Source organism: Rhodococcus sp. AG1013 (assembly GCF_003350365.1).
Lineage (GTDB): Bacteria > Actinomycetota > Actinomycetes > Mycobacteriales > Mycobacteriaceae > Prescottella.
In genome coordinates this window covers 75484-93203 of sequence record NZ_QQAT01000021.1, presented here as the reverse complement: position 1 = coordinate 93203, position 17720 = coordinate 75484, and the positions used below count along the sequence as shown (strand labels likewise).

At 67.4% G+C, this 17720-nt stretch carries 16 protein-coding genes and 3 pseudogenes; 12 read left to right on the top strand and 7 right to left on the bottom strand.

What is annotated here, in order from left to right:
- Positions 1–9: 9 nt before the first annotated feature.
- Complete coding sequence (locus DEU38_RS22195; RefSeq protein WP_114723560.1) at positions 10–243, bottom strand: hypothetical protein; 234 nt, start codon at positions 241–243, stop codon at positions 10–12.
- 254 nt (positions 244–497) lie between these two features.
- Here DEU38_RS22195 and DEU38_RS22190 point away from each other — a divergent pair.
- A pseudogene (locus tag DEU38_RS22190) lies at positions 498–1428 on the top strand (quinone oxidoreductase family protein); the annotation flags it as partial.
- Between the two features lie 352 nt (positions 1429–1780).
- On the opposite strand, the gene DEU38_RS22185 reads toward DEU38_RS22190, so the two are convergent.
- Positions 1781–2332, bottom strand: a complete 552-nt coding sequence (locus tag DEU38_RS22185; RefSeq protein WP_114723559.1) for a DUF302 domain-containing protein — start codon at positions 2330–2332, stop codon at positions 1781–1783.
- Between the two features lie 431 nt (positions 2333–2763).
- Here DEU38_RS22185 and DEU38_RS22180 point away from each other — a divergent pair, with 431 nt between their 5' ends.
- The 4 genes from DEU38_RS22180 (at position 2764) to DEU38_RS22165 (ending at position 7733) form a co-directional block, all read left to right on the top strand.
- Positions 2764–3789, top strand: a complete 1026-nt coding sequence (locus DEU38_RS22180; protein ID WP_258558101.1) for a tyrosine-type recombinase/integrase — start codon at positions 2764–2766, stop codon at positions 3787–3789.
- Between the two features lie 136 nt (positions 3790–3925).
- Positions 3926–4306, top strand: a complete 381-nt coding sequence (locus DEU38_RS22175) for a hypothetical protein (RefSeq protein ID WP_114723557.1) — start codon at positions 3926–3928, stop codon at positions 4304–4306.
- A gap of 520 nt (positions 4307–4826) precedes the next feature.
- Positions 4827–6200, top strand: a complete 1374-nt coding sequence (locus DEU38_RS22170; protein ID WP_114723556.1) for an MFS transporter — start codon at positions 4827–4829, stop codon at positions 6198–6200.
- 159 nt (positions 6201–6359) lie between these two features.
- Complete coding sequence (locus DEU38_RS22165) at positions 6360–7733, top strand: NAD(P)/FAD-dependent oxidoreductase (protein WP_114723555.1); 1374 nt, start codon at positions 6360–6362, stop codon at positions 7731–7733.
- Positions 7734–7742: 9 nt separating this feature from the next.
- Here DEU38_RS22165 and DEU38_RS22160 read toward each other — a convergent pair whose 3' ends face one another.
- Together DEU38_RS22160 and DEU38_RS22155 are read right to left on the bottom strand one after the other, a co-directional pair.
- A complete protein-coding gene (locus DEU38_RS22160) occupies positions 7743–8204 on the bottom strand; it encodes a PaaI family thioesterase (protein WP_114723597.1) in 462 nt (153 codons plus the stop codon).
- A gap of 271 nt (positions 8205–8475) precedes the next feature.
- Positions 8476–9216, bottom strand: a complete 741-nt coding sequence (locus DEU38_RS22155; RefSeq protein ID WP_114723554.1) for a hypothetical protein — start codon at positions 9214–9216, stop codon at positions 8476–8478.
- A 185-nt stretch (positions 9217–9401) separates the two neighbouring features.
- On the opposite strand from DEU38_RS22155, the gene DEU38_RS22150 reads away from it, so the two are divergent.
- From DEU38_RS22150 to DEU38_RS22125, 6 genes and pseudogenes are all read left to right on the top strand, one after another.
- Positions 9402–10883, top strand: a complete 1482-nt coding sequence (locus DEU38_RS22150; RefSeq protein WP_397484744.1) for an iron ABC transporter permease — start codon at positions 9402–9404, stop codon at positions 10881–10883.
- A 104-nt stretch (positions 10884–10987) separates the two neighbouring features.
- Positions 10988–11983, top strand: coding sequence for a FecCD family ABC transporter permease (locus tag DEU38_RS22145; protein ID WP_397484748.1), 996 nt, complete (start codon positions 10988–10990; stop codon positions 11981–11983).
- On the top strand, positions 11980–12846 hold the full coding sequence (locus DEU38_RS22140; protein WP_114723551.1) for an ABC transporter ATP-binding protein: 867 nt from the start codon (positions 11980–11982) through the stop codon (positions 12844–12846). The genes DEU38_RS22145 and DEU38_RS22140 overlap by 4 nt, the downstream gene beginning before the upstream one ends.
- A 477-nt stretch (positions 12847–13323) precedes the next feature.
- Complete coding sequence (locus DEU38_RS22135) at positions 13324–13536, top strand: hypothetical protein (RefSeq protein WP_114723550.1); 213 nt, start codon at positions 13324–13326, stop codon at positions 13534–13536.
- Positions 13537–13661: 125 nt separating this feature from the next.
- Entirely contained in the window at positions 13662–14183 is a 522-nt protein-coding gene (locus DEU38_RS28655) for a hypothetical protein (protein WP_181818897.1), read from the top strand.
- 374 nt (positions 14184–14557) lie between these two features.
- Positions 14558–14965 (top strand): annotated as a pseudogene (locus DEU38_RS22125) (SDR family NAD(P)-dependent oxidoreductase); the annotation flags it as partial.
- 64 nt (positions 14966–15029) lie between these two features.
- Here DEU38_RS22125 and DEU38_RS22120 read toward each other — a convergent pair.
- Entirely contained in the window at positions 15030–15641 is a 612-nt protein-coding gene (locus tag DEU38_RS22120) for a hypothetical protein (RefSeq protein WP_114723548.1), read from the bottom strand.
- A gap of 428 nt (positions 15642–16069) precedes the next feature.
- On the opposite strand from DEU38_RS22120, the gene DEU38_RS29420 reads away from it, so the two are divergent.
- The gene (locus DEU38_RS29420; RefSeq protein WP_174910416.1) at positions 16070–16246 is read left to right on the top strand and encodes a hypothetical protein; all 177 of its coding nucleotides are present in this window, start codon (positions 16070–16072) and stop codon (positions 16244–16246) included.
- A gap of 77 nt (positions 16247–16323) precedes the next feature.
- Here DEU38_RS29420 and DEU38_RS29880 read toward each other — a convergent pair.
- Together DEU38_RS29880 and DEU38_RS22110 are read right to left on the bottom strand one after the other, a co-directional pair.
- A pseudogene (locus DEU38_RS29880) lies at positions 16324–16743 on the bottom strand (DUF3995 domain-containing protein); the annotation flags it as partial.
- A gap of 531 nt (positions 16744–17274) precedes the next feature.
- The gene (locus DEU38_RS22110) at positions 17275–17655 is read right to left on the bottom strand and encodes a hypothetical protein (protein ID WP_114723546.1); all 381 of its coding nucleotides are present in this window, start codon (positions 17653–17655) and stop codon (positions 17275–17277) included.
- Between the last annotated feature and the right edge of the window lie 65 nt (positions 17656–17720).

The window sequence follows — 17720 nt, the reverse complement described above, 5'->3', positions numbered from 1 at the left end:
CGCTGCAGGTCACACCCGATCGACGAGCCGTTCGTGGCCGGCAAGCCGCGCGCAGTTCGCGCAGCAGAAGATCCGACTCTCGTCCTCGACGCCATGGCCGAGTATCCGGCATCCGCAGTGTCCGCACACCGGCGCCATCGCGTGTGCGGCGCATTCGAAGCTGTCGAACACGCCACGACGGTCCCCCATGATCACGGTGAATGCCTTGTCGTAGTCGTTGCCACACGTTTCGCAGTTAGGCATCGTCGTCCTCCTCCTGATGGCGTCGGTCGTGGTGCCGGCCGACGACGGTCTGATACCCCGTGGGAGACGGCTCTACACCTGACGGCTGTCGACCGATTCGCCGACGGGGCCGGGTGCGGGATCGGAGTAACGTGTTCAGCGGTGACACCCTGCTTCTGTTCGGGCAGTGCGTCGTTGACGAGCGAGCCGGCGCCGCAGCCGCCAACTCTCGTGTGGGCCGTCACCGCATCAGACGGCATCATTCTCGATGACGATCCTACGTCGAGAGGCCACAGCCATCACCGGGGCCGGAAGAGGTGTTGATCAAGGCCGAAGCGATCGGCGTCAACTTTTCTCGACACCTACTTCCGCTCCGGCCTGTACCCGCACGAGCTGCCGTTCGCCGTCGGCAGCGAGGTGGGCGGTACCGTCGCCGCGGTCGGCGCCGGCAACTCGGCGTTTCTGGTCGGCGACCGGGTGGTCAGCGCGGACGCAGTGGGCGCGTATGCCGACTACTGCGTGGCACCAGCGGGTCTGTTGGCGCGGGTGCCGGAGGGAGTCGCCCCCGACATCGCCGCATCGGCGCTGCTGAAGGGCTTGACCGCGCATTATCTGGTCAAGTCGGTCTACCCGGTCCGGCGCGGCGACACCGTGCTGGTGTATGCCGGCGCCGGCGGTGTCGGGCTGATTCTGACGCAGTTGGCCACCAGCCTGGGCGCCCGAGTGATCACGACAGTGTCGACGCCGGAGAAGGCCGAGCTGTCCCGCGGTGCCGGTGCGGTGGAGGTACTCGATTACCCCGACGACCCGCACGAATTCGCTGCGACCGTCCGTGCACTCACCGAAGGCAACGGCGCCGCCGCAGTGTACGACGGCGTCGGCAAGTCGACCTTCGACGCCAGCCTGGCCAGCCTGGCGGTCCGGGGCACGCTGGCGCTGTTCGGTGCGTCCAGTGGGCCGGTTCCTCCGGTCGATCCCCAACGCCTCAATGCTGCCGGATCGGTGTACCTGACCCGACCCTCGCGAGGGCACTTCAACCGGACACACGACGAGTTCGTCTGGCGAGCCGGTGAGGTTCTGGATGCGATCGCGGCCGGGTCCGTCGTGGTCACTGTCGGCGGACGCTACCGACTGAGGGCCGCCGCTCAGGCCCATCGCGATCTCGAAGGCCGCAGGACCCGGGGTTCGACGGTCTTGACGCCGTAGCGTCACGGATCTGCCTTGAAAGCACGATGTCCCGCTGCGCAGGCGTGCACAGCGGGACATCGTGGAAGCTAGAGGCCAGGCACACGTCGGGGGGTGCGCCTGGCCCTCAATAAAGTATCGAGACAGTTCCGTCAGGGAAAGCTGCATCGGGGTGAAATCGGGGGTGAAGCGGTCGTCACGCTCGCCTCACCCCGAACTTCCGAGCACATCCGCCGGGCGAACGGCGTCGAACTCGCGCGTTCGACGTGCTGTGGAATCCCAGCGGGTCGGGCGCGGACCAGGACATAGTCTGCGTCCGGGGCGTACCGCGGCGAGGGGAGCCGTCCGGGCCGCCGGTGGTGATCCGGGTTCGTTACGGCAGCTTCGGTGGCAGATCAACGGGTAGGAGCGCGGGTGGAACATCGAGCCCGAGATGCGCGAGCAGGACGGCGAGTTCGGCGTCGAGGTCGCGGCCGGTCGCTGTGATGCGGGGGTCACTGAAGCTGCCGAACTGGGTGCTGGGTTGGTCGACCGCAAACCATGCCTGGCTCGAGCTGTCCTGCCAGAGCACAGTGCGCAGCGGGGCGTAGAGCATGGCCGCCGGGTTGTGGCGGAACATCCGTTCGGCGATGGTGTGGTTGCCCATCAGGTAGGCGACGCAGGGTGCGGTGTCCCCGGCGAGCCGCATCACCTCATCGGCCTGGTTCTTCCAGTAGATCAGGAACCCGAACGGAGCGGCGGCGCCGATGAATTCGAGCATCTCGGCCCACGGCGCTCTCCGGGCGACGAAGTCGGCGACCTGATCGAAGTCCAAGGCCGGGACCGCCCGTTCATATCGGGCCCGGAAGTCGTCCAACGAGGTCGTGACCGGTAGCTGCAGACGGTTGACAGCGACCGGTGTGACGATCGGGACTCGAACGGCCATGACGTCTCTCCTGGCGAGGTCTTTCCGAAGTGGGTGGTCGACGGACGAGCGCAGTGAGGTGGTGGCAACGATCAGGTGCCAGGTTCTGTGCTGTTGCTGACACGGGAACCTCCTCGTCGTCGAGACGTACCGGACTGGTCCGCCGGCGTCCTGGTCGAGCCACAGGAACGTATGAGGTCACGCACCCGACGGTGCCGGCACGGCTTCTGCCTCTCAACGCACGATCACTGGTCCTTAACCCTCCGGACGGCAACTGCCGTCCGGGCGGTCGGATCCCTCCACACTAACCGCGGAGGCTGTAGTCGAGCAGCCGCCGAGGACATCGATCGGGTCCGGGCCGGCAGCCGATACACTTGTCGGGCGCGGTTCGAACACACTTTCGCCGCGCATCCGACAGTCGAAGTCCCGGAAGGACATTGGAGCAGGCCCACGTGAGTGACGATCGACAGCTTCTCGAGTCCTGGTTCGGCGAGTTCCTGTTGCACCGCAGCACCGCGAAGCCGTCACCGCACACGCTCAAGGCGTACCGCCAGGACTTCACGGCCATCGCCGGGCACCTCGCCGAGCAGTCCGGGCTCGCCGCATCGGCGCTTCCGGTGGAGGTGATCACCAAGCAGTCGATGCAGCAGGCGTTCGCGGCGTTCGCGGCATCGCACGAGGTGGCGTCGATCCGTCGGTGCTGGTCCACTTGGAACACGCTGTGCGACTTCCTGTTCTCGATCGACGCGATCGTCGCGAATCCCATGTCGGCGGTGCTGCGCCCCAAGGCGCCGAAGCGGCTGCCCAAGGCGCTTCCTGCTGATGCCGTCACCCGGCTGATCGCGACGTTGCAGGAGGACGACACCGACGGGGTCCGACCGTGGGGTGAGCGCGATTTCGCGATCATCCTGATGGCGCTGCTGACCGGGATGCGGTCGTCGGAGCTGATCGCGGTCGACATCGGCGACGTACGCGGTGCCACCGATCCGTCGAACGGCGGCGCACGGGTGATCCTGGTGCGCGGGAAGGGCAGCAAGGAGCGGGTGGCGACCGCGGAGCCGGCGTTGGTGGCTGCGTTGACCGGCTATCTGGAGTCCCGCATCGAACGATTCCCCGGCACCGCGAAGCAGCGGGTGGCGGCCGACGCCACGCCGTGGCAGCACTTCCGCAGCGCCGATCCGCTGTTCGTGGGGGCCGACGGCGCGCGGATCACCCGCGGAACGCTGCAGTACCGGGTGCTCCGGGCGTACCGCCGGGCCGGGATCAACGGCGAGCGCGCCAAGGGAGCGCTGACCCACCAGTTCCGGCACACCTTCGCCACGAACATGGCGGACGAGAACGTCAGCATCTTCACCCTCATGCGGATGCTCGGTCACGAGTCGATGAACACCACGCAGGTGTACACCGAAGGCGCCGGAACGGGCGTGCGTGAGGCCGCTGCCCGCAATCCGCTGTATCGGATGCTCGACGGCGGCTGACGAACCCGCTCGTCGTTTCCGGACATTTCATCCCGGAATACGTATACCGGAACGCCACTCGGGACGTACGGTGGTCGGCGGCGGTCGATGCGCATACCGCTGTCCTGTTCGACCTCTCCGGTGTGCCCTCTCCGGTGTGTCCCCTGAGCAGAAGGTGAATTCGTCGATGTACGCCGACGTCGGCCCGGCCGCCACGCCCCGTCACCTGCGACTCGTGGCGCCTCTGCCCGCGTCGGCCGCCGACTCCCCCGACTTCGCTGCCGACCGTGATCACAATCGGCACGCGTCGATATGGCCGGACTTCGTCAGTGTCCCGATCGTGCCGCCGACGGAGCTCGGTGCGACGTGGTGCGTGGACGACGACACCTACGTCGAGGCGCACGGTCGGCGGATACTGCTCCGCTGTGTCGACGTCGACGGCATGGAAACCACTGTCCACCTGCAGGACGGCGTGATCGACGAGTTGGTGGCGGCGATCGTGTCGGCGCAGATGCACCGCTGCCCGGCGCACGACTGACCCCGTACTCACACGTACAGCACCGGTTTCCCCGTTCCGCTGCCAAAGCTTTCGGGACCTGCGACACTGGTCAACGGTTTGTTCCGGCGGTTCGACGCACCCGGTTGCGTGTCGCGGAGCACGGACCACACTGCCGATCCCGTCGTGGTCTCATCCAACGGGATCGCTCGGGCAGCGGGGCCCTCGGGTGCCGACGCCCTGATCAGCGGTTTCCCCCGTTCCCCCAGTTCGCCGCTGTAACGGCGGTCACCACCAGGTCCCACTGAGTGCGCAGACCTCTGATGCCGGGAAAGTGAGTTGGCACACTCTGTGACCAACGGAACAGAAGCGACGCTCACCCATGGCGGCTTGCCCGTGGACGCGACGACCTCGCAGTTCTTCGAATTCCCGCAGCACAGCCCGTAATTCGGGCCAGTCAAGAGTCTGGACATCAACTTCAGTGACAGCTACTGCAGACACTCGTGTCACGTCGGCGGCGCCCGCACCGCGCGGACGGTATGCCCGGCAGCGCCCCGCATGGGTGATCATCACCGTTCTCGTTCTGGTCGAGATCATCAGCGCGTTCGAGACGTCGATGGTGTACGCCGCCATCCCCACGTTCATCAAGGAGTTCAACAGCGACGCCGCCACGGTCGGCTGGGCTGTCACGGCGTTCCTGTTGGTGGCAGCCGCATCGGCCGCGGTGTGCGGCCGCCTCGGCGACATGTACGGACGCGAGCGTGTGCTGGTCGTCCTGCTCGGTGCTGCCGCCCTCGGTTCGTTCATCAGTGCGATCGGTGACAGCATCGGCAGCATCATCGTCGGCCGCGCCATCCAGGGTGTCGCCGGCGCGATCCTCCCGCTCTGCATCGGCCTGGCCCGCGAGCACCTCCCGGCCGCGAAGGTCCCCGTCGCCATTGCAGTCATCTCCGGCTCGGCCGTCGCGGCCGGTTCGGCGTCGTTGCTGGTCGCCGGCGTGATGCTCGACCACGCGAGCTGGCACATGATCTTCGTCGTCGCGGCGGTCTATGCGGTGATGGCGCTGCTGCTGGTGCTGTTCGTTCTGCCGTGGCGCCCGCCCACCGGGACCACACAGAAGGTCGACTACCTCGGCACCCTCGCATTCGCCCCCGCGATCGCGGCCGTCCTGCTGGGCATCAACAAGTCGGGAGCGTGGGGCTGGACCGACGCGAAGACCCTCGGCCTGGTGGTCGGCGGTCTCGTCGTCCTCGCCCTGTGGGTGCTGTGGGAGCTGCGGGTGAAGGACCCGATCGTGAACGTGCGCCTGTTCACCGACCGCAAGGTGGCGCTGACGATGTGCGCGACCCTGGCGATCGCAGTCGGCCCGATGGGCATCAGCACCATGATCATCCCGATGATCCTGCAGTCCCCGACCACCGCGTCGTTCGGTCTGGGCATCTCCGCTACCAACGCCGGCTGGCTGTCGTTCATCGGTTCGATGTTCGGTTTCGTGTGCACGCCGCTCAGTGGCCGCATCACGCGGACCGTCGGCTCGCGGGTGTCGATGCTGCTCGGTACGACGCTGTTCACGATCAGCAGCGCGATGCTCATCGTCTTCCACGACTCGGTCGCCGGCATGGTCGCGATGATCATCACCGTGTCGATCGGCACCGCCTTCGCGTACACGGCACTGCCGAACCTGATCGTCGAGGCGGTCCCGGAGGGCAACACCAGCGAGGCGACCGGCACGAACTCGGTGCTGCGCACCGGCGGTCAGGGCATCGGCACCTCGATCGCGACGATGCTGCTCGCGTCGTCGGCCGCCGCCGCCGGTGGCGTCGCACCGACCGTCAGCGGCCTCAACACGGTCGCGACGATGATGGTCGTCCTCGGGCTCATCACGATCGGCTTCACGCTGTTGATCCGCCGCGGAAGCGTGTACGACCGCAAGTGACGGTCGCACTGTGACGTCCGACTGTGGGCGGTGGGGTTCATCCCCACCGCCCACGGTCGTCTGCGGGGTGTTCCGACGCCCGAGTTGGCGGGACGGGTGACCACCGGGCGGTTACGGTGACTAGGTCAGCACGTTTCGACGAGCCTCGAGGAGCGCGGAATGAGCATCGCCTCGACACAACCCCGCCGCCATCGCGTCGTGGTCATCGGATCCGGCTTCGGCGGATTGTTCGGCACGCAGGCCCTCAAGCGCGCCGACGTCGACATCACCCTCATCGCGAGGACCACCCATCACCTGTTCCAGCCGCTGCTGTACCAGGTGGCGACCGGCATCCTCTCGGTCGGCGACATCGCACCGGCGACACGGATGGTGCTACGCAAGCAGAAGAACGCCGAGGTCCTGCTCGGCGATGTCGAGACGATCGACCTGAAGGCCGGGTCGGTCACCTCGCGGCTGCTGGACCGGACGACGGTCACCGAGTTCGATTCGCTCATCGTGGCCGCGGGTGCCGGGCAGTCGTATTTCGGCAACGATCATTTCGCCGAGTTCGCGCCCGGCATGAAGACGATCGACGATGCGCTCGAGCTGCGGGGCCGCATCCTGGGGGCGTTCGAGCAGGCCGAGTTGTCCGACGATCCCGAGGAACGCGCCCGTCTGCTCACGTTCGTGGTGGTCGGCGCCGGACCGACGGGCGTCGAACTGGCCGGCCAGATCGCCGAACTCGCCCATCGCACGCTGCAGGGCGCGTTCCGTCGGATCAACCCGAGCGATTCCCGGGTCATCCTCCTCGACGGCGCCCCCGCCGTGCTGCCGGTGTACGGCGGGAAGCTGAGCCGCAAGGCCGCCGAACGGCTCGAGAAGCTCGGCGTGGAGATCCAGTTGAACGCGATGGTCACCGACGTCGACGTAGACGGGCTGGTCGTGCGGCACAAGGACGGCACCGACACCCGGATCGAGTCGCAGTGCAAGGTGTGGTCCGCCGGCGTGCAGGCCAGTCCGCTGGGCAAGCAGCTCGGTGAGCAGTCCGGAGCGGAGGTGGACCGGGCCGGCCGCGTGCACGTGAATCCGGATCTGACGTTGCCGGGCTATCCGAACGTGTTCGTCATCGGCGACATGATGGCGCTGGACAAGTTGCCCGGGCTGGCGCAGGTCGCGATGCAGGGCGGGAAGTACGCCGCCAAGGAGATTCGGGCGGGACTCGACGACGCCCGGTCCGAGGATCGGCAGCCGTTCAAGTACTTCGACAAGGGCTCGATGGCGACGATCTCCCGGTTCAGCGCGGTCGCGCAGGTCGGCAAGCTCGAGATCAGCGGCTTCATCGGCTGGATCGCCTGGCTGGTGATCCACCTGATGTACCTGATCGGGTTCCGTAGTCGCCTGTCGACGGTGATCTCGTGGACGGTCTCGTTCCTCGGCCGCGGGCGTGCGCAGATGGCGTCCACCGAGCAGCAGGTGTTCGCGCGCAACGCGATCGACCTGCTGCAGGAGCAGAGTCGAGCGCGTCGCGCCGCCGAATCACGTGAGGTCGGTTGACCGACCCCGCTACTTGTTGCCGAGCGCGGACGTCTCGGTGATGTTCTGCAGTCGGACCTGCCCGCGAGCGACGAGGCGCTGCTGCTCGTCCGTCACGGTCACGAGCCACAACTGCTGGGTGCGGCCCCGATGCACCGGGGTGCCCTCCGCGAACAGCACTCCGTCGCGGGCGGCGCGCAGGAAGTCGGTGTTGTTGTTGACGCCGACGACGTGACCGCGGTCGCCGAGCCAGATGCTGGCGGCGATGCTCGCCACCGATTCGATCACCGCGCAGTGCACGCCGCCGTGCATGATGCCCCACGGCTGGTACAGCGCGGGCGTCACCTTCCACTGCGCACGAACGCGGTCCGCGGTCAGTTCGGTGAACTCGAGGCCGAGCGCCTCGCCGAAGCCCTTGTTGAGGAATGCGTTGACCTCGGCGGGATCCGCCCCGTCCCCCAGCACGAATGCGTGCTCTGCCTCGCTCGCCATGATCTGCTCCATCGATTCTGGTGGGGTGACCGAGCCCCGAGGTGCCCGACCGACCCGCCTGCCGAATATGTACCTCGTCATAGTGATCCACCGCCGTCGGCGGCACGCACTCGACCCGCCGGAAAGACGAACCGGCGGGTTCCGCGCCATATGCGCGGAACCCGCCGTGGAGGGGACCGGGAGTCACTGCAGCCCTCAGGACTCCGGCACGGTCCAGCAGTACTGATGAATCGAGAATAGGGAAGGCTGCCCTAATTCGTCAACCCCTTCGTCAGCAGGCGTGCGCCAGCATGGCCCGCGTGCGCACCGGAACACCCGCAGCCTCGAACGCGTCCAGCAGGCCCTGACCGCGCCGGGACGCGACAGACTGCGACGAACCCGCCAGGATCGGCACCCGCGTCGTCACGCCCAGGACCGCGTCGGCGACCAGGCTGCCGAGTCGCAGCTGGTCGACGGACGCGAATCCGTCCAGTGCGCACCGAATCGCCGACAGCGACGTGACGCAGCGGTGCGCAGTCCACACCAGTAGGGCTCGCTCACACGGCAGGGTGACGACGTCGCGCGAGCCGGCCAGACCGTCGTCGGGCAACACACGCAGCGTGTCGTCCACGACGCCCGCCCAGTCGATGCCGCTGTCGCTGTCCATGTGGATCCAGAGGTTGTCCACGCCGGGGTCCCACGCTCGCCCCTCCAGCACCACGAGCGCCGCGACCCGGCCGACCACCGCGTGCACGAGCGCCGACGCCACCTGTATCGCGGCCGCGTCCGGGGAGTGCAGATCGTCGAGCATGCGCTCGTACATCTGACCCACTCGATGACCCTGCAGTTCGGCCGGCTCCCCGCCTCCGGTGCACGACGCGATCGGCCACCACCGCCGCTTGCCCTGATGCGCCATCGTCGCGACCGCGTAGACCCGCGGGTAGTCCGGCGAGACGTCGCGGAGTCGCGAACACGAGTCCGCCAGTGCCGTTGCCTCGGACACGGTGAACTGGAATTGCGCGGTCGCGGACATCGAGCCTCCATCAAGCGTTCGGTTAGTTCCGTCGAGTAGTTCTTCGGCACGCGTAGGCTAGCCTAACCATGATCGAACCGGGGGGGTCTATTCGAGCCGCGGAGCGGATACCTCCCTCGCACGTTCGGTTAGGCTTCCGTAACCTGACGCTCGACAGCGTTACCTCCCCAAGGAGCACCCCAGCCGTGACGACGACCCGCCTCCCGGATATGAACCCGGATGCGTCGAGGCACACCAAACCGCAGTCGGATTTCGGGAAACAGGTTGTCCCGCAAGGCCCGGCGCCGACAGCCCTGCGCCTGCTGGCGAATCTCGTCGACCTCGGCGTCGTCGCCGCACCCCTCGTCCTCGGGTGGTACCTCGTCGATTCGCTGCGTGACGCCAACGGCGGCGGCGAGGCCGACCGCGTCGTATTCGGCGGAGCCGCGCTGCTGATAGCAATCGGATTGTTCGTCTGGAATCGCGGATTCCGTGAAGGGAACACGGGCACCACCGTCGGCAAGGGCTGGTGCGGGCTGGTGACCTGGGACGCCGAGACCGGTGCGCCTATCGGCGTCCGGCGTGCGGTGCGGCGGGTACCCGGGATCGTCTCCGGTGCCGAGGTGGTCCGCGAGGCCACCGCGCGCGCGGACGGCTTCACCCCGATCACCCCCGACACGTCCCTCGCCGCCGTGCGCCGGCGTCGGATCCTGGGCCTGCTCGCCCTCGCAGTCCTGTTGGCGCTCGTTCTGTTCGCGAGCATCGCCGTCGGCGCCCGTCCGCTGTCGTTCGCCGAGATCTTCCACGCACTGTTCTCCTCGACCGGCGGCGAGACCGACATCATCGTGCGCACCCTCCGGATCCCACGCACCCTCCTCGGTCTGGTCGTCGGCATCGCCCTCGGCGTGGCCGGCGCACTGATCCAGGGACACACCCGAAATCCGCTCGCCGACGCCGGCCTGCTCGGCCTCAACGCCGGCGCCGCGTTCCTCGTGGTGATCGCGATCTACACCCTCGGCCTCACGTCACCGGGCCAGTACCTGTGGTTCGCGTTCGCGGGCTCGGCCCTCGCCAGCGTCGTCGTCTTCGGGCTGTCCTCGATCGGCAACGGGAAGGCGAGCCCGCTGAGCCTGGCGCTCGCGGGCGCGGCCGTCGCCTTCTTCCTCCAGGCCATGACGAACGCGGTCGTGATCCTCGACCAGACCAGCCTCGACGGCTACCGGTTCTGGGTCGTCGGATCGGTCGCCGGCCGCGGCTACGACATCCTGTGGCAGGTGCTGCCGTTCCTGATCCTCGGGCTGGTCATCGCGATCGCCAGTACCCCGAGCCTCAACGTGATCAGCCTCGGTGAAGACGTCGCCCGGTCGCTCGGCACCAACGTCGCGGTCTCGCGGACGATCGGCATCGTCGCGATCACGCTGCTCACCGGCGCCGCGACCGCCGCGTGCGGACCGATCGCGTTCATCGGACTGGTCGTACCGCACGTCGCCCGCGCGATCACCGGCCCCGACTACCGCTGGCTCGTCCCCTACGCCGGACTGCTCGGCGGCCTGATGTTGGTCATGTCCGACGTCATCGGCCGAGTCGTGGTCCGTCCCGGCGAACTGCAGGTCGGCATCGTGCTGGCCGTCGTCGGTGCCCCGTTCTTCATCGCGCTCGTTCGGCGCAGGAAGCTGGCCAGCCTGTGAGCGTCCTGAATACTCTCCCCGACGCCGCCGACGGCATCCCCGCGGCGGTACCGTCCCGGCCGGCGTTCCGGCTCGGCCCGATCTCGCTGGTGCTGCGGCCCTACATGATCGTCGTCAACGTGGTGCTCGCGGTCGCGCTGTTCCTGCTGGTGTGCGTCGGCATCGGCCGCGGAGACTTCCCGCTGTCCGTCCCGGAGGTCACCAACGTCCTGTTCGGCGGCGGCAGCAAGGTGCAGCGGTTCATCGTGATGGACCTGCGTCTGCCCCGCGCGTTGACCGCGGTTCTCATCGGTGTCGCGCTCGGCATCTCCGGTGCGATCACCCAGTCCATCGCGCGCAACTCGCTGGCCAGCCCCGACATCCTCGGCATCACGTCGGGCGCGAGCGCGGCGGCGGTCGCGTTGATCGTCCTCGGCGGCGGTGGCTCCTTCGTCGGCCTGTTCGCTACGCTGGGCATCCCGCTGGCCGCGCTCGTCGGCGGCCTGCTCACCGCCACCGTCATCTACCTCCTGGCCTGGCGGCAGGGTGTCGAGGGCTACCGGCTGATCCTCATCGGCATCGGCATCAACGCGATGCTGATCGCGGTCACCGGGTGGCTGCTGATCTCCGCCGACATCAACGACGTCTCCCGCGCCAAGGTGTGGCTCAACGGGTCGCTGAACGGCGCCGGGTGGGGTCAGGTGTGGCCGGTGGCGATCGCGCTCGCCGTGATCGGCGGCTGGGCGATCATCGCGGCGTTCACCCTCGGCGCGCTGCGCCTGGGCGACGACAACGCCCGGTCCCTCGGCGTCCGGCAGCAGTCCGAGCAGGCGAAGCTGCTGTTCGCGTCGGTGATCCTGGCCGCGATCGCCACCGCCGCGGCCGGTCCCGTCGGATTCGTCGCACTCGCGGCGCCCCAAGTCGCGATGCGCCTGGTCCGCTCCGCCGGGCCGCCGATCCTCGCGTCCGCGCTCACCGGGGCCGTGCTGGTCGTGGGCAGCGACATCATCGCCCGCACCGTCCTCCCCGTGGAACTGCCCGTCGGCATCGTCACCTCGGCGCTCGGCGGCCCGTTCCTCCTGTACCTCCTCGTCCGCAACAACCGGAAGGTCTCGGCATGACCCAGCACTCCCTTGTCACCGAGCCGGCACTGTCCTCCCCCGCGCCGCGACTGGTCGCCGAGAGCCTCACTCTCGGCTACGGCGACCGCGTGATCGTCGAGGGCCTCGACGTCGAGATCCCCACCGGCGTGATCACCACCGTGATCGGCCCCAACGGGTGCGGCAAGTCGACGATGCTGCGGGCGCTGGGCCGGCTGCTCAAGCCGCGCGCGGGCACCGTCCTGCTCGACGGCAAGGCCATCACGACGATGCGCACCAAGGATGTCGCCCGAACGCTCGGCATGCTGCCGCAGGCGCCCGTCGCCCCCGAGGGCCTGACGGTGGCCGACCTGGTCGCCCGCGGTCGGCATCCGCACCAGTCGTGGATCCGCCAGTGGTCGTCCGACGACGAGACCGAGGTGGCGCACGCGCTCGCGCTGACCGGGGTCGCCGACCTCGCCGATCGCCCTGTCGACCAACTCTCGGGTGGGCAGCGCCAGCGGGCGTGGATCTCGATGGCGCTCGCGCAGGGCACCGACATCCTGCTGCTCGACGAGCCGACCACCTACCTCGACCTGTCGCACTCGGTGGAGGTCCTCGACCTGGTGGACCGGATGCACGAGGAGATGGGCCGCACCGTGATCATGGTGCTGCACGACCTCAACCTCGCGGTCCGCTACAGCGACCACCTGATCGTCATGGCGGAGGGCCGGATCGTCGCTTCCGGTGCGCCGCAGGACGTCATCTCGGCGGAGCTGCTCCTGGAGGTGTTCGGGCTCGAGGCGGCGGTCATCGACGATCCCGTCTCCGACCGGCCGCTGATCGTCCCCATCGGCGCGCGGCACGTCTACGGTGCGGTGGGTGGGCCGACGCAAGACGGGTGATCAGAAGGACGGCACCCGCGAGTGTTCGCCTCGCCGGGTGCCGCCCAGATCGCTCACGACCCCACCGCGCCGCAGCGTTTGGCGTTGCCCCGAGCTTGCCACCCGACCACGATCGGTGGTCCATCCCAACCGGCGGCCACTATCGACGCTACCCACGATCACCGTGCATGCAACCCGGACGAACAGGGCGATGGCCTGCGCGTGTTCCGGTTTCAGGCGCGATCCTGATCGGGCGCATTTCGAAAGAGCAGGGATACGAGGCCATCTCGTCGTCGCGGCGGCCGCGAGTCAGGGGACGTGTCGACGTCGACCACAGATATCGGCTTCTCTGATCCCGACGACGTCGATCCAGATTTGAAACCCATTGCGGGAAAACACTTGACGGTGTCCTGGCGATTCAACACCGGACGGTAACGAGCCTGTATGAGTTCGGCGACTGCCCCTGTGAACGCGCCGAACGTACCTAGGGTGGCGGGCATGGGTGTGAACCAGAAGACGATCGCATTCGATGTCATCGAGCGGCGGGAGGTGCCGCAACCCGAGATCGACCGCCTTGCTCGCAGTACCTGGCAGTCGCTGACCGCCGCCACGCGGGAATCGTGCGGGCCGCCACGGTGGGTGAACAGCGGCCCTGTTGCTGGTGCGGACGCATACCTCGTGCACCGGTACGAGGGCACCGTCGCGAACTGAAATCTCAGTCGTGAAGGTCGTTCGGGCGACCCGTGGGTAAGCGCGTGCAGGATGATTCTCGCGCCGGCCGCCAACCGACTCCTCAGAACTTCGTTGATATCGAACCGGGATCGCCCAGGGGTGGAATGTCGAAGGTCGTGCAGGTACTCGAGAGCGAGGTCATTCAGCGATGGGCCGCTACCGTCGGCACAGTCCTGTTCCCTCTGATTGTTCTGCCTTCCCGCGTTGGCGAGGCCGTCGAGCACCCGACTGTATGGAACTGGGTTGTCGTCGTGGTCGTCGCAGGAGGCATCGTCGCCTTCGCGACCGAAGCCATCACTTTGTGGCGCAAGCGCTTCGGCTTGACCCGAGGAAGAAAGCCTGAACTCACGTTCGTTGCACCCGAGGATGTTCCGGCCTCGGATGTGGAGTCGGCGATCGCATCGACATCGGACCGCATCTCGGCGATCAAGGCGCTGCGTGAACAACATCGAGGTCTCGGATTGAAGTCTGCTGCGGATCTCGTCGACGCGGCTATCGGACGCCCACCCACCCGAAACCTCGCGTTACCGGTGTATCCCGGACTCGGCGTGAGCGGACCCCGTGTCGTCGGTCCTCGTGGTCCACCAGTGAATATGACGCACCGCCCGATGTCGGGGCCCTGCTGACCGACGACCCCACCATCACTCGACTCAGCGACCTCCCACGCCCTCGTCGCCTTGCGTACCTCGAGAGCATCGACCGCCTGGCCAGCGCGGTGGAGCACGCATGTCAGCGTGCCCACCGATCAAGCACGGTTCGGAATCGATGGCGAATCTTCATCGATTACGTTCGAACCGAGGTCAGTGCACGTGCGATCAGCGAGGCTGAATCCGCCTGGTCGGTCGTCGAAAATAAGGGCAATATGTCTAGTTCGCGCTGTTTTCCCCAGGCGCTCGTCTCAAACTCTCCTGTCAGCGGCACGACCCCTGACCGATCGGGCTCGTGCCGGAATCAGCCACCGGTAGCGGGTCTGTCTAGACAATGCCTGACGGCTGCCACCTTCGTAGCGCAGGTCAGCGTTCTCACCGTGCTGGCCAATCTGCTGCGTGCTCAAGGTAGCGGCCAGATCGTGGTCTTCTCGTCCGTAGCGGGCATACGGGTACGCAAGGCCAACTATGTCTACGGATCGGCCAAAGCCGGCCTCGACGGATTCGCCAGCGGACTCGGAGACGCCCTGCATGGCAGCGGCGTTCATCTCTTGCTGGTGCGTTCCGGATTCGTCATCGGCCGCATGACCGAAGGCATGAGCCCCGCTCCACTACCCAGCACCCCCGGTCAAATCGCGAACGCGGTCGTGAAAGGCCTGCGCAACAATCGGATCCGAATATGGGTTCCTGCCCTGACCCGCCCAGCCTACTTCGCCGCGCACATGCTGCCGCAAGCAATCTGGCGCCGGATGCCCAGGTAGGTTGCACCGACGGCGGCGGAGCCGGGCCCGAGCCCCGCACGGCCACCGCGCTCTGGATGAGGGCCTATCGCTGGTGGTGCCGCCGCCGTCGATAAAGCAGGATCGCTGCCAGCGCGGTGGTGATAGCGGTGATGGTGATGGCGGGCCACGGTAGCAGCGGGTTACGTTCGGTCCCGGTACCCTCAATCGTCATAGGTGCTCCGTCTTGCGCGACGGGGGCCTTTCTCAGGGTGGGTGGTCGGGGTTCCCCGTAGACCGTGACCGCAGCTTCACGGGTTCGGTCGTTCGACGATTGCGTTGTGGCTGAGCAGCTGTTGACCGACCACTGGGCGCCGGCGGTCTCGTATGTGGAGGTGAAGACGATGTACTCGGTGCCGACCTCGAAACTACGGCCGCAAGCAGCGCCTTGCACGCTGGACGAAACCGTTGTCGTCGTGCCGATGTCACCTGTGAATACTTCGCGGACTTCGAACTCGTAGAACGCGGTCTGATCTTCGACGTGCTCGGCGGTGACAGCACCCGTGAAGACCGACGCGGCATTCGAGACCAGGTCGATGATCTGGGGTCCGTCAGGGTCGTAGACGCACGAGCACGCGTGCGCCTGCGTCGGTGCGGCCAGCGGAAGTGCACCCGCCAGTCCCATCACGGCGATAATCGAAATCAGCCAGCGCACCATCGCCCCCTGGTTCCGGTCGGCGTCAGTCGCCGACTCGAAACGATGCTAGGCGGCGGGAGCTTGGACCCTCTGTTTCTCCCCTACCGTCTGCCGGTCTACGAACTCGGGAGAAAACAATGCACGAAGACTGGCCGGTCGCAGCGCGTCCGCCAGGCGGGCTTGAAGTCGTCTACAACCACAGGGCTCGTCCCTGTCACGCGGCGGAAGCTGCGGCCGTCGTGCGTCGCTTGGACGATCCTCGCGGCTGGGAGGTGTTCGTGCCCAGGGGCATCCAAGCTGGCGAGATCAGGCAGATCCGTCCGGCGCCGCGTTCGCCGGGGTGGCGGTACTTTCCTGATGCACATGGGACAGCGCCGTGTACGTGTGAAGGATGCGCGCCTTTCGGTAGTTACGGGGCGGCCCGATTGCGTGAGCGTAGGCCGCATGAGATGGATGGCCCGTTCGAACCGCGAAACGTTCTACTGGCTCAGCTTGCCGATGCCGCGTGGCGTGCTCCCGGCGTCGACGATCTCCTCACTCGGCTTGCCGCCGACGTCGACGTCCGTGAGTCGGCGGCATGGGTCCTCTCCGAGCGCCGCCGGACGGGTCGAGCTGAGGCGCAGTAGCCACCTCCAGTCACCATCGAAGAGCGCTCAGTCGATTCCGGGTACGTGACTGCGGCGGTGAGGATGGCTGCGGCCGTACCGAGGCAGAGCGGCCGGTACACCGCGTTGTCCAACCGGACGAAGCGTGGTGAGGGTTCTTCCAGACCGAGGACCTTGGTGGCTGCCCGTCCGCCTGCAACGCCGCGCGCTGCAACGCCGGCGCCCAAGGCGACCCTCGCCACCGTTGCGGCCCTGCTCATCCCGCCCACTCCCGCCACCAACGCGGCCGCCGCCGCTGCGAGTCCAGCAACAGCGAAGCAGGCTCGGGCATCAGGCATGGCGTCGCTCCCCACCACGGCATGGGCCAAATCGGCGCGGCTGCGCATCGGCCATGCCGAACCGAGGCCCCCCGCCGTGTGGACCAATGCCGCCGCTGCGAGCGCCGACGAGCCGGTCAGGCCTGCGATGCGAGCCTTCGTTCCCAGGGCACGATCGGTGAAGACCGGGAGAGTAGCCATACCGCCAACCTATCGCGGGCACCGCAGGACGGACCTGCTGCCCGGTCCCGCGCCTGCCGGAGAGGCAGCTGCTGCGACGGATGTGACAGTCACCTGCTCCCCCTTCGCACGCGAAGGACTTCGCCGACCCTGCCAGATACTTGACGCACGACAGGCGAAGCGGCGGACGATGGATTGTCACGGAGGACTCGAAGTCGGCGGTGATCGAGGCGGGGGCGGGGGCGGGCGAGAAGATCCTGTGAAGGAATGGAGCCGCGGCGAGTAGTACGTGCCTGTCGGTCCCCGGCTCTACTGTCTGGCGAGTGCAGGAGCAATGAACCTCCGTCATGTGGTCAGAGACTGCCGCCGACAGTTGGGACGAGTATTTCCCTCCCACGCCCGAACTCGGCGAGCATCGCCGGTGCGCTCTCCATTGGCAACGAAATCTGGGACCCACGGCCAGGAGAGAGCATCGCCATCGTTGTCGCCATTCTCGTACTGGTCAACGGGCTTCCGAGCCTGATGGCCACCGTGCTGCCGCGCGGACGCGTGTCAGGACGATCCCAGCGCCCCCGAAAGCTGCCCCGGCGGGGTCGGAACCGGATTGACGATGTGCAAGTTCTGCGCGAACGGGACCCGCATCAGCTGATGCGTCTGCCGCCACGGATCGAGTTGAAAGCAGTCGAGCGGAAGCGGGCCGGTCACAGCCCCCGGCCAGGTGTGGCAGTAGATGTCGCTCGTGCCGAACGGACTGAGCAGGTTCGAGTTGTTGTCCCACGACCTGCTGGGCTCCCACGGAAGCTTGAAATACCTCGTGTTCAGCTCGTACCCAGGTGGCGGAACGTAGGCCTGATCCGCCGCACTCGCCTGCGGCGCCGCCGCCACGGCGATACCCGTCGCGATCGCCGCACTCACCACCAGTTTCTTCAGCATTCCGATCCTCCCCCACGTCGGACAGTTCCTGCCAAGTCGATCGCGCAGCGGGCGTAGGTGTTACC

Bases quoted from the DNA above. Each gene is read 5' to 3' on its own strand.
- DEU38_RS22195 (WP_114723560.1), bottom strand. From the start codon at position 243: ATGCCTAACTGCGAAACGTGTGGCAACGACTACGACAAGGCATTCACC.
- DEU38_RS22185 (WP_114723559.1), bottom strand. From the start codon at position 2,332: ATGGCCGTTCGAGTCCCGATCGTCACACCGGTCGCTGTCAACCGTCTG.
- DEU38_RS22165 (WP_114723555.1), top strand. From the start codon at position 6,360: ATGAGCATCGCCTCGACACAACCCCGCCGCCATCGCGTCGTGGTCATC.
- DEU38_RS22160 (WP_114723597.1), bottom strand. From the start codon at position 8,204: ATGGCGAGCGAGGCAGAGCACGCATTCGTGCTGGGGGACGGGGCGGAT.
- DEU38_RS22155 (WP_114723554.1), bottom strand. From the start codon at position 9,216: ATGTCCGCGACCGCGCAATTCCAGTTCACCGTGTCCGAGGCAACGGCA.
- DEU38_RS22145 (WP_397484748.1), top strand. From the start codon at position 10,988: ATGATCGTCGTCAACGTGGTGCTCGCGGTCGCGCTGTTCCTGCTGGTG.
- DEU38_RS22140 (WP_114723551.1), top strand. From the start codon at position 11,980: ATGACCCAGCACTCCCTTGTCACCGAGCCGGCACTGTCCTCCCCCGCG.
- DEU38_RS22135 (WP_114723550.1), top strand. From the start codon at position 13,324: ATGGGTGTGAACCAGAAGACGATCGCATTCGATGTCATCGAGCGGCGG.
- DEU38_RS28655 (WP_181818897.1), top strand. From the start codon at position 13,662: ATGTCGAAGGTCGTGCAGGTACTCGAGAGCGAGGTCATTCAGCGATGG.
- DEU38_RS22120 (WP_114723548.1), bottom strand. From the start codon at position 15,641: ATGGTGCGCTGGCTGATTTCGATTATCGCCGTGATGGGACTGGCGGGT.
- DEU38_RS29420 (WP_174910416.1), top strand. From the start codon at position 16,070: ATGGATGGCCCGTTCGAACCGCGAAACGTTCTACTGGCTCAGCTTGCC.
- DEU38_RS22110 (WP_114723546.1), bottom strand. From the start codon at position 17,655: ATGCTGAAGAAACTGGTGGTGAGTGCGGCGATCGCGACGGGTATCGCC.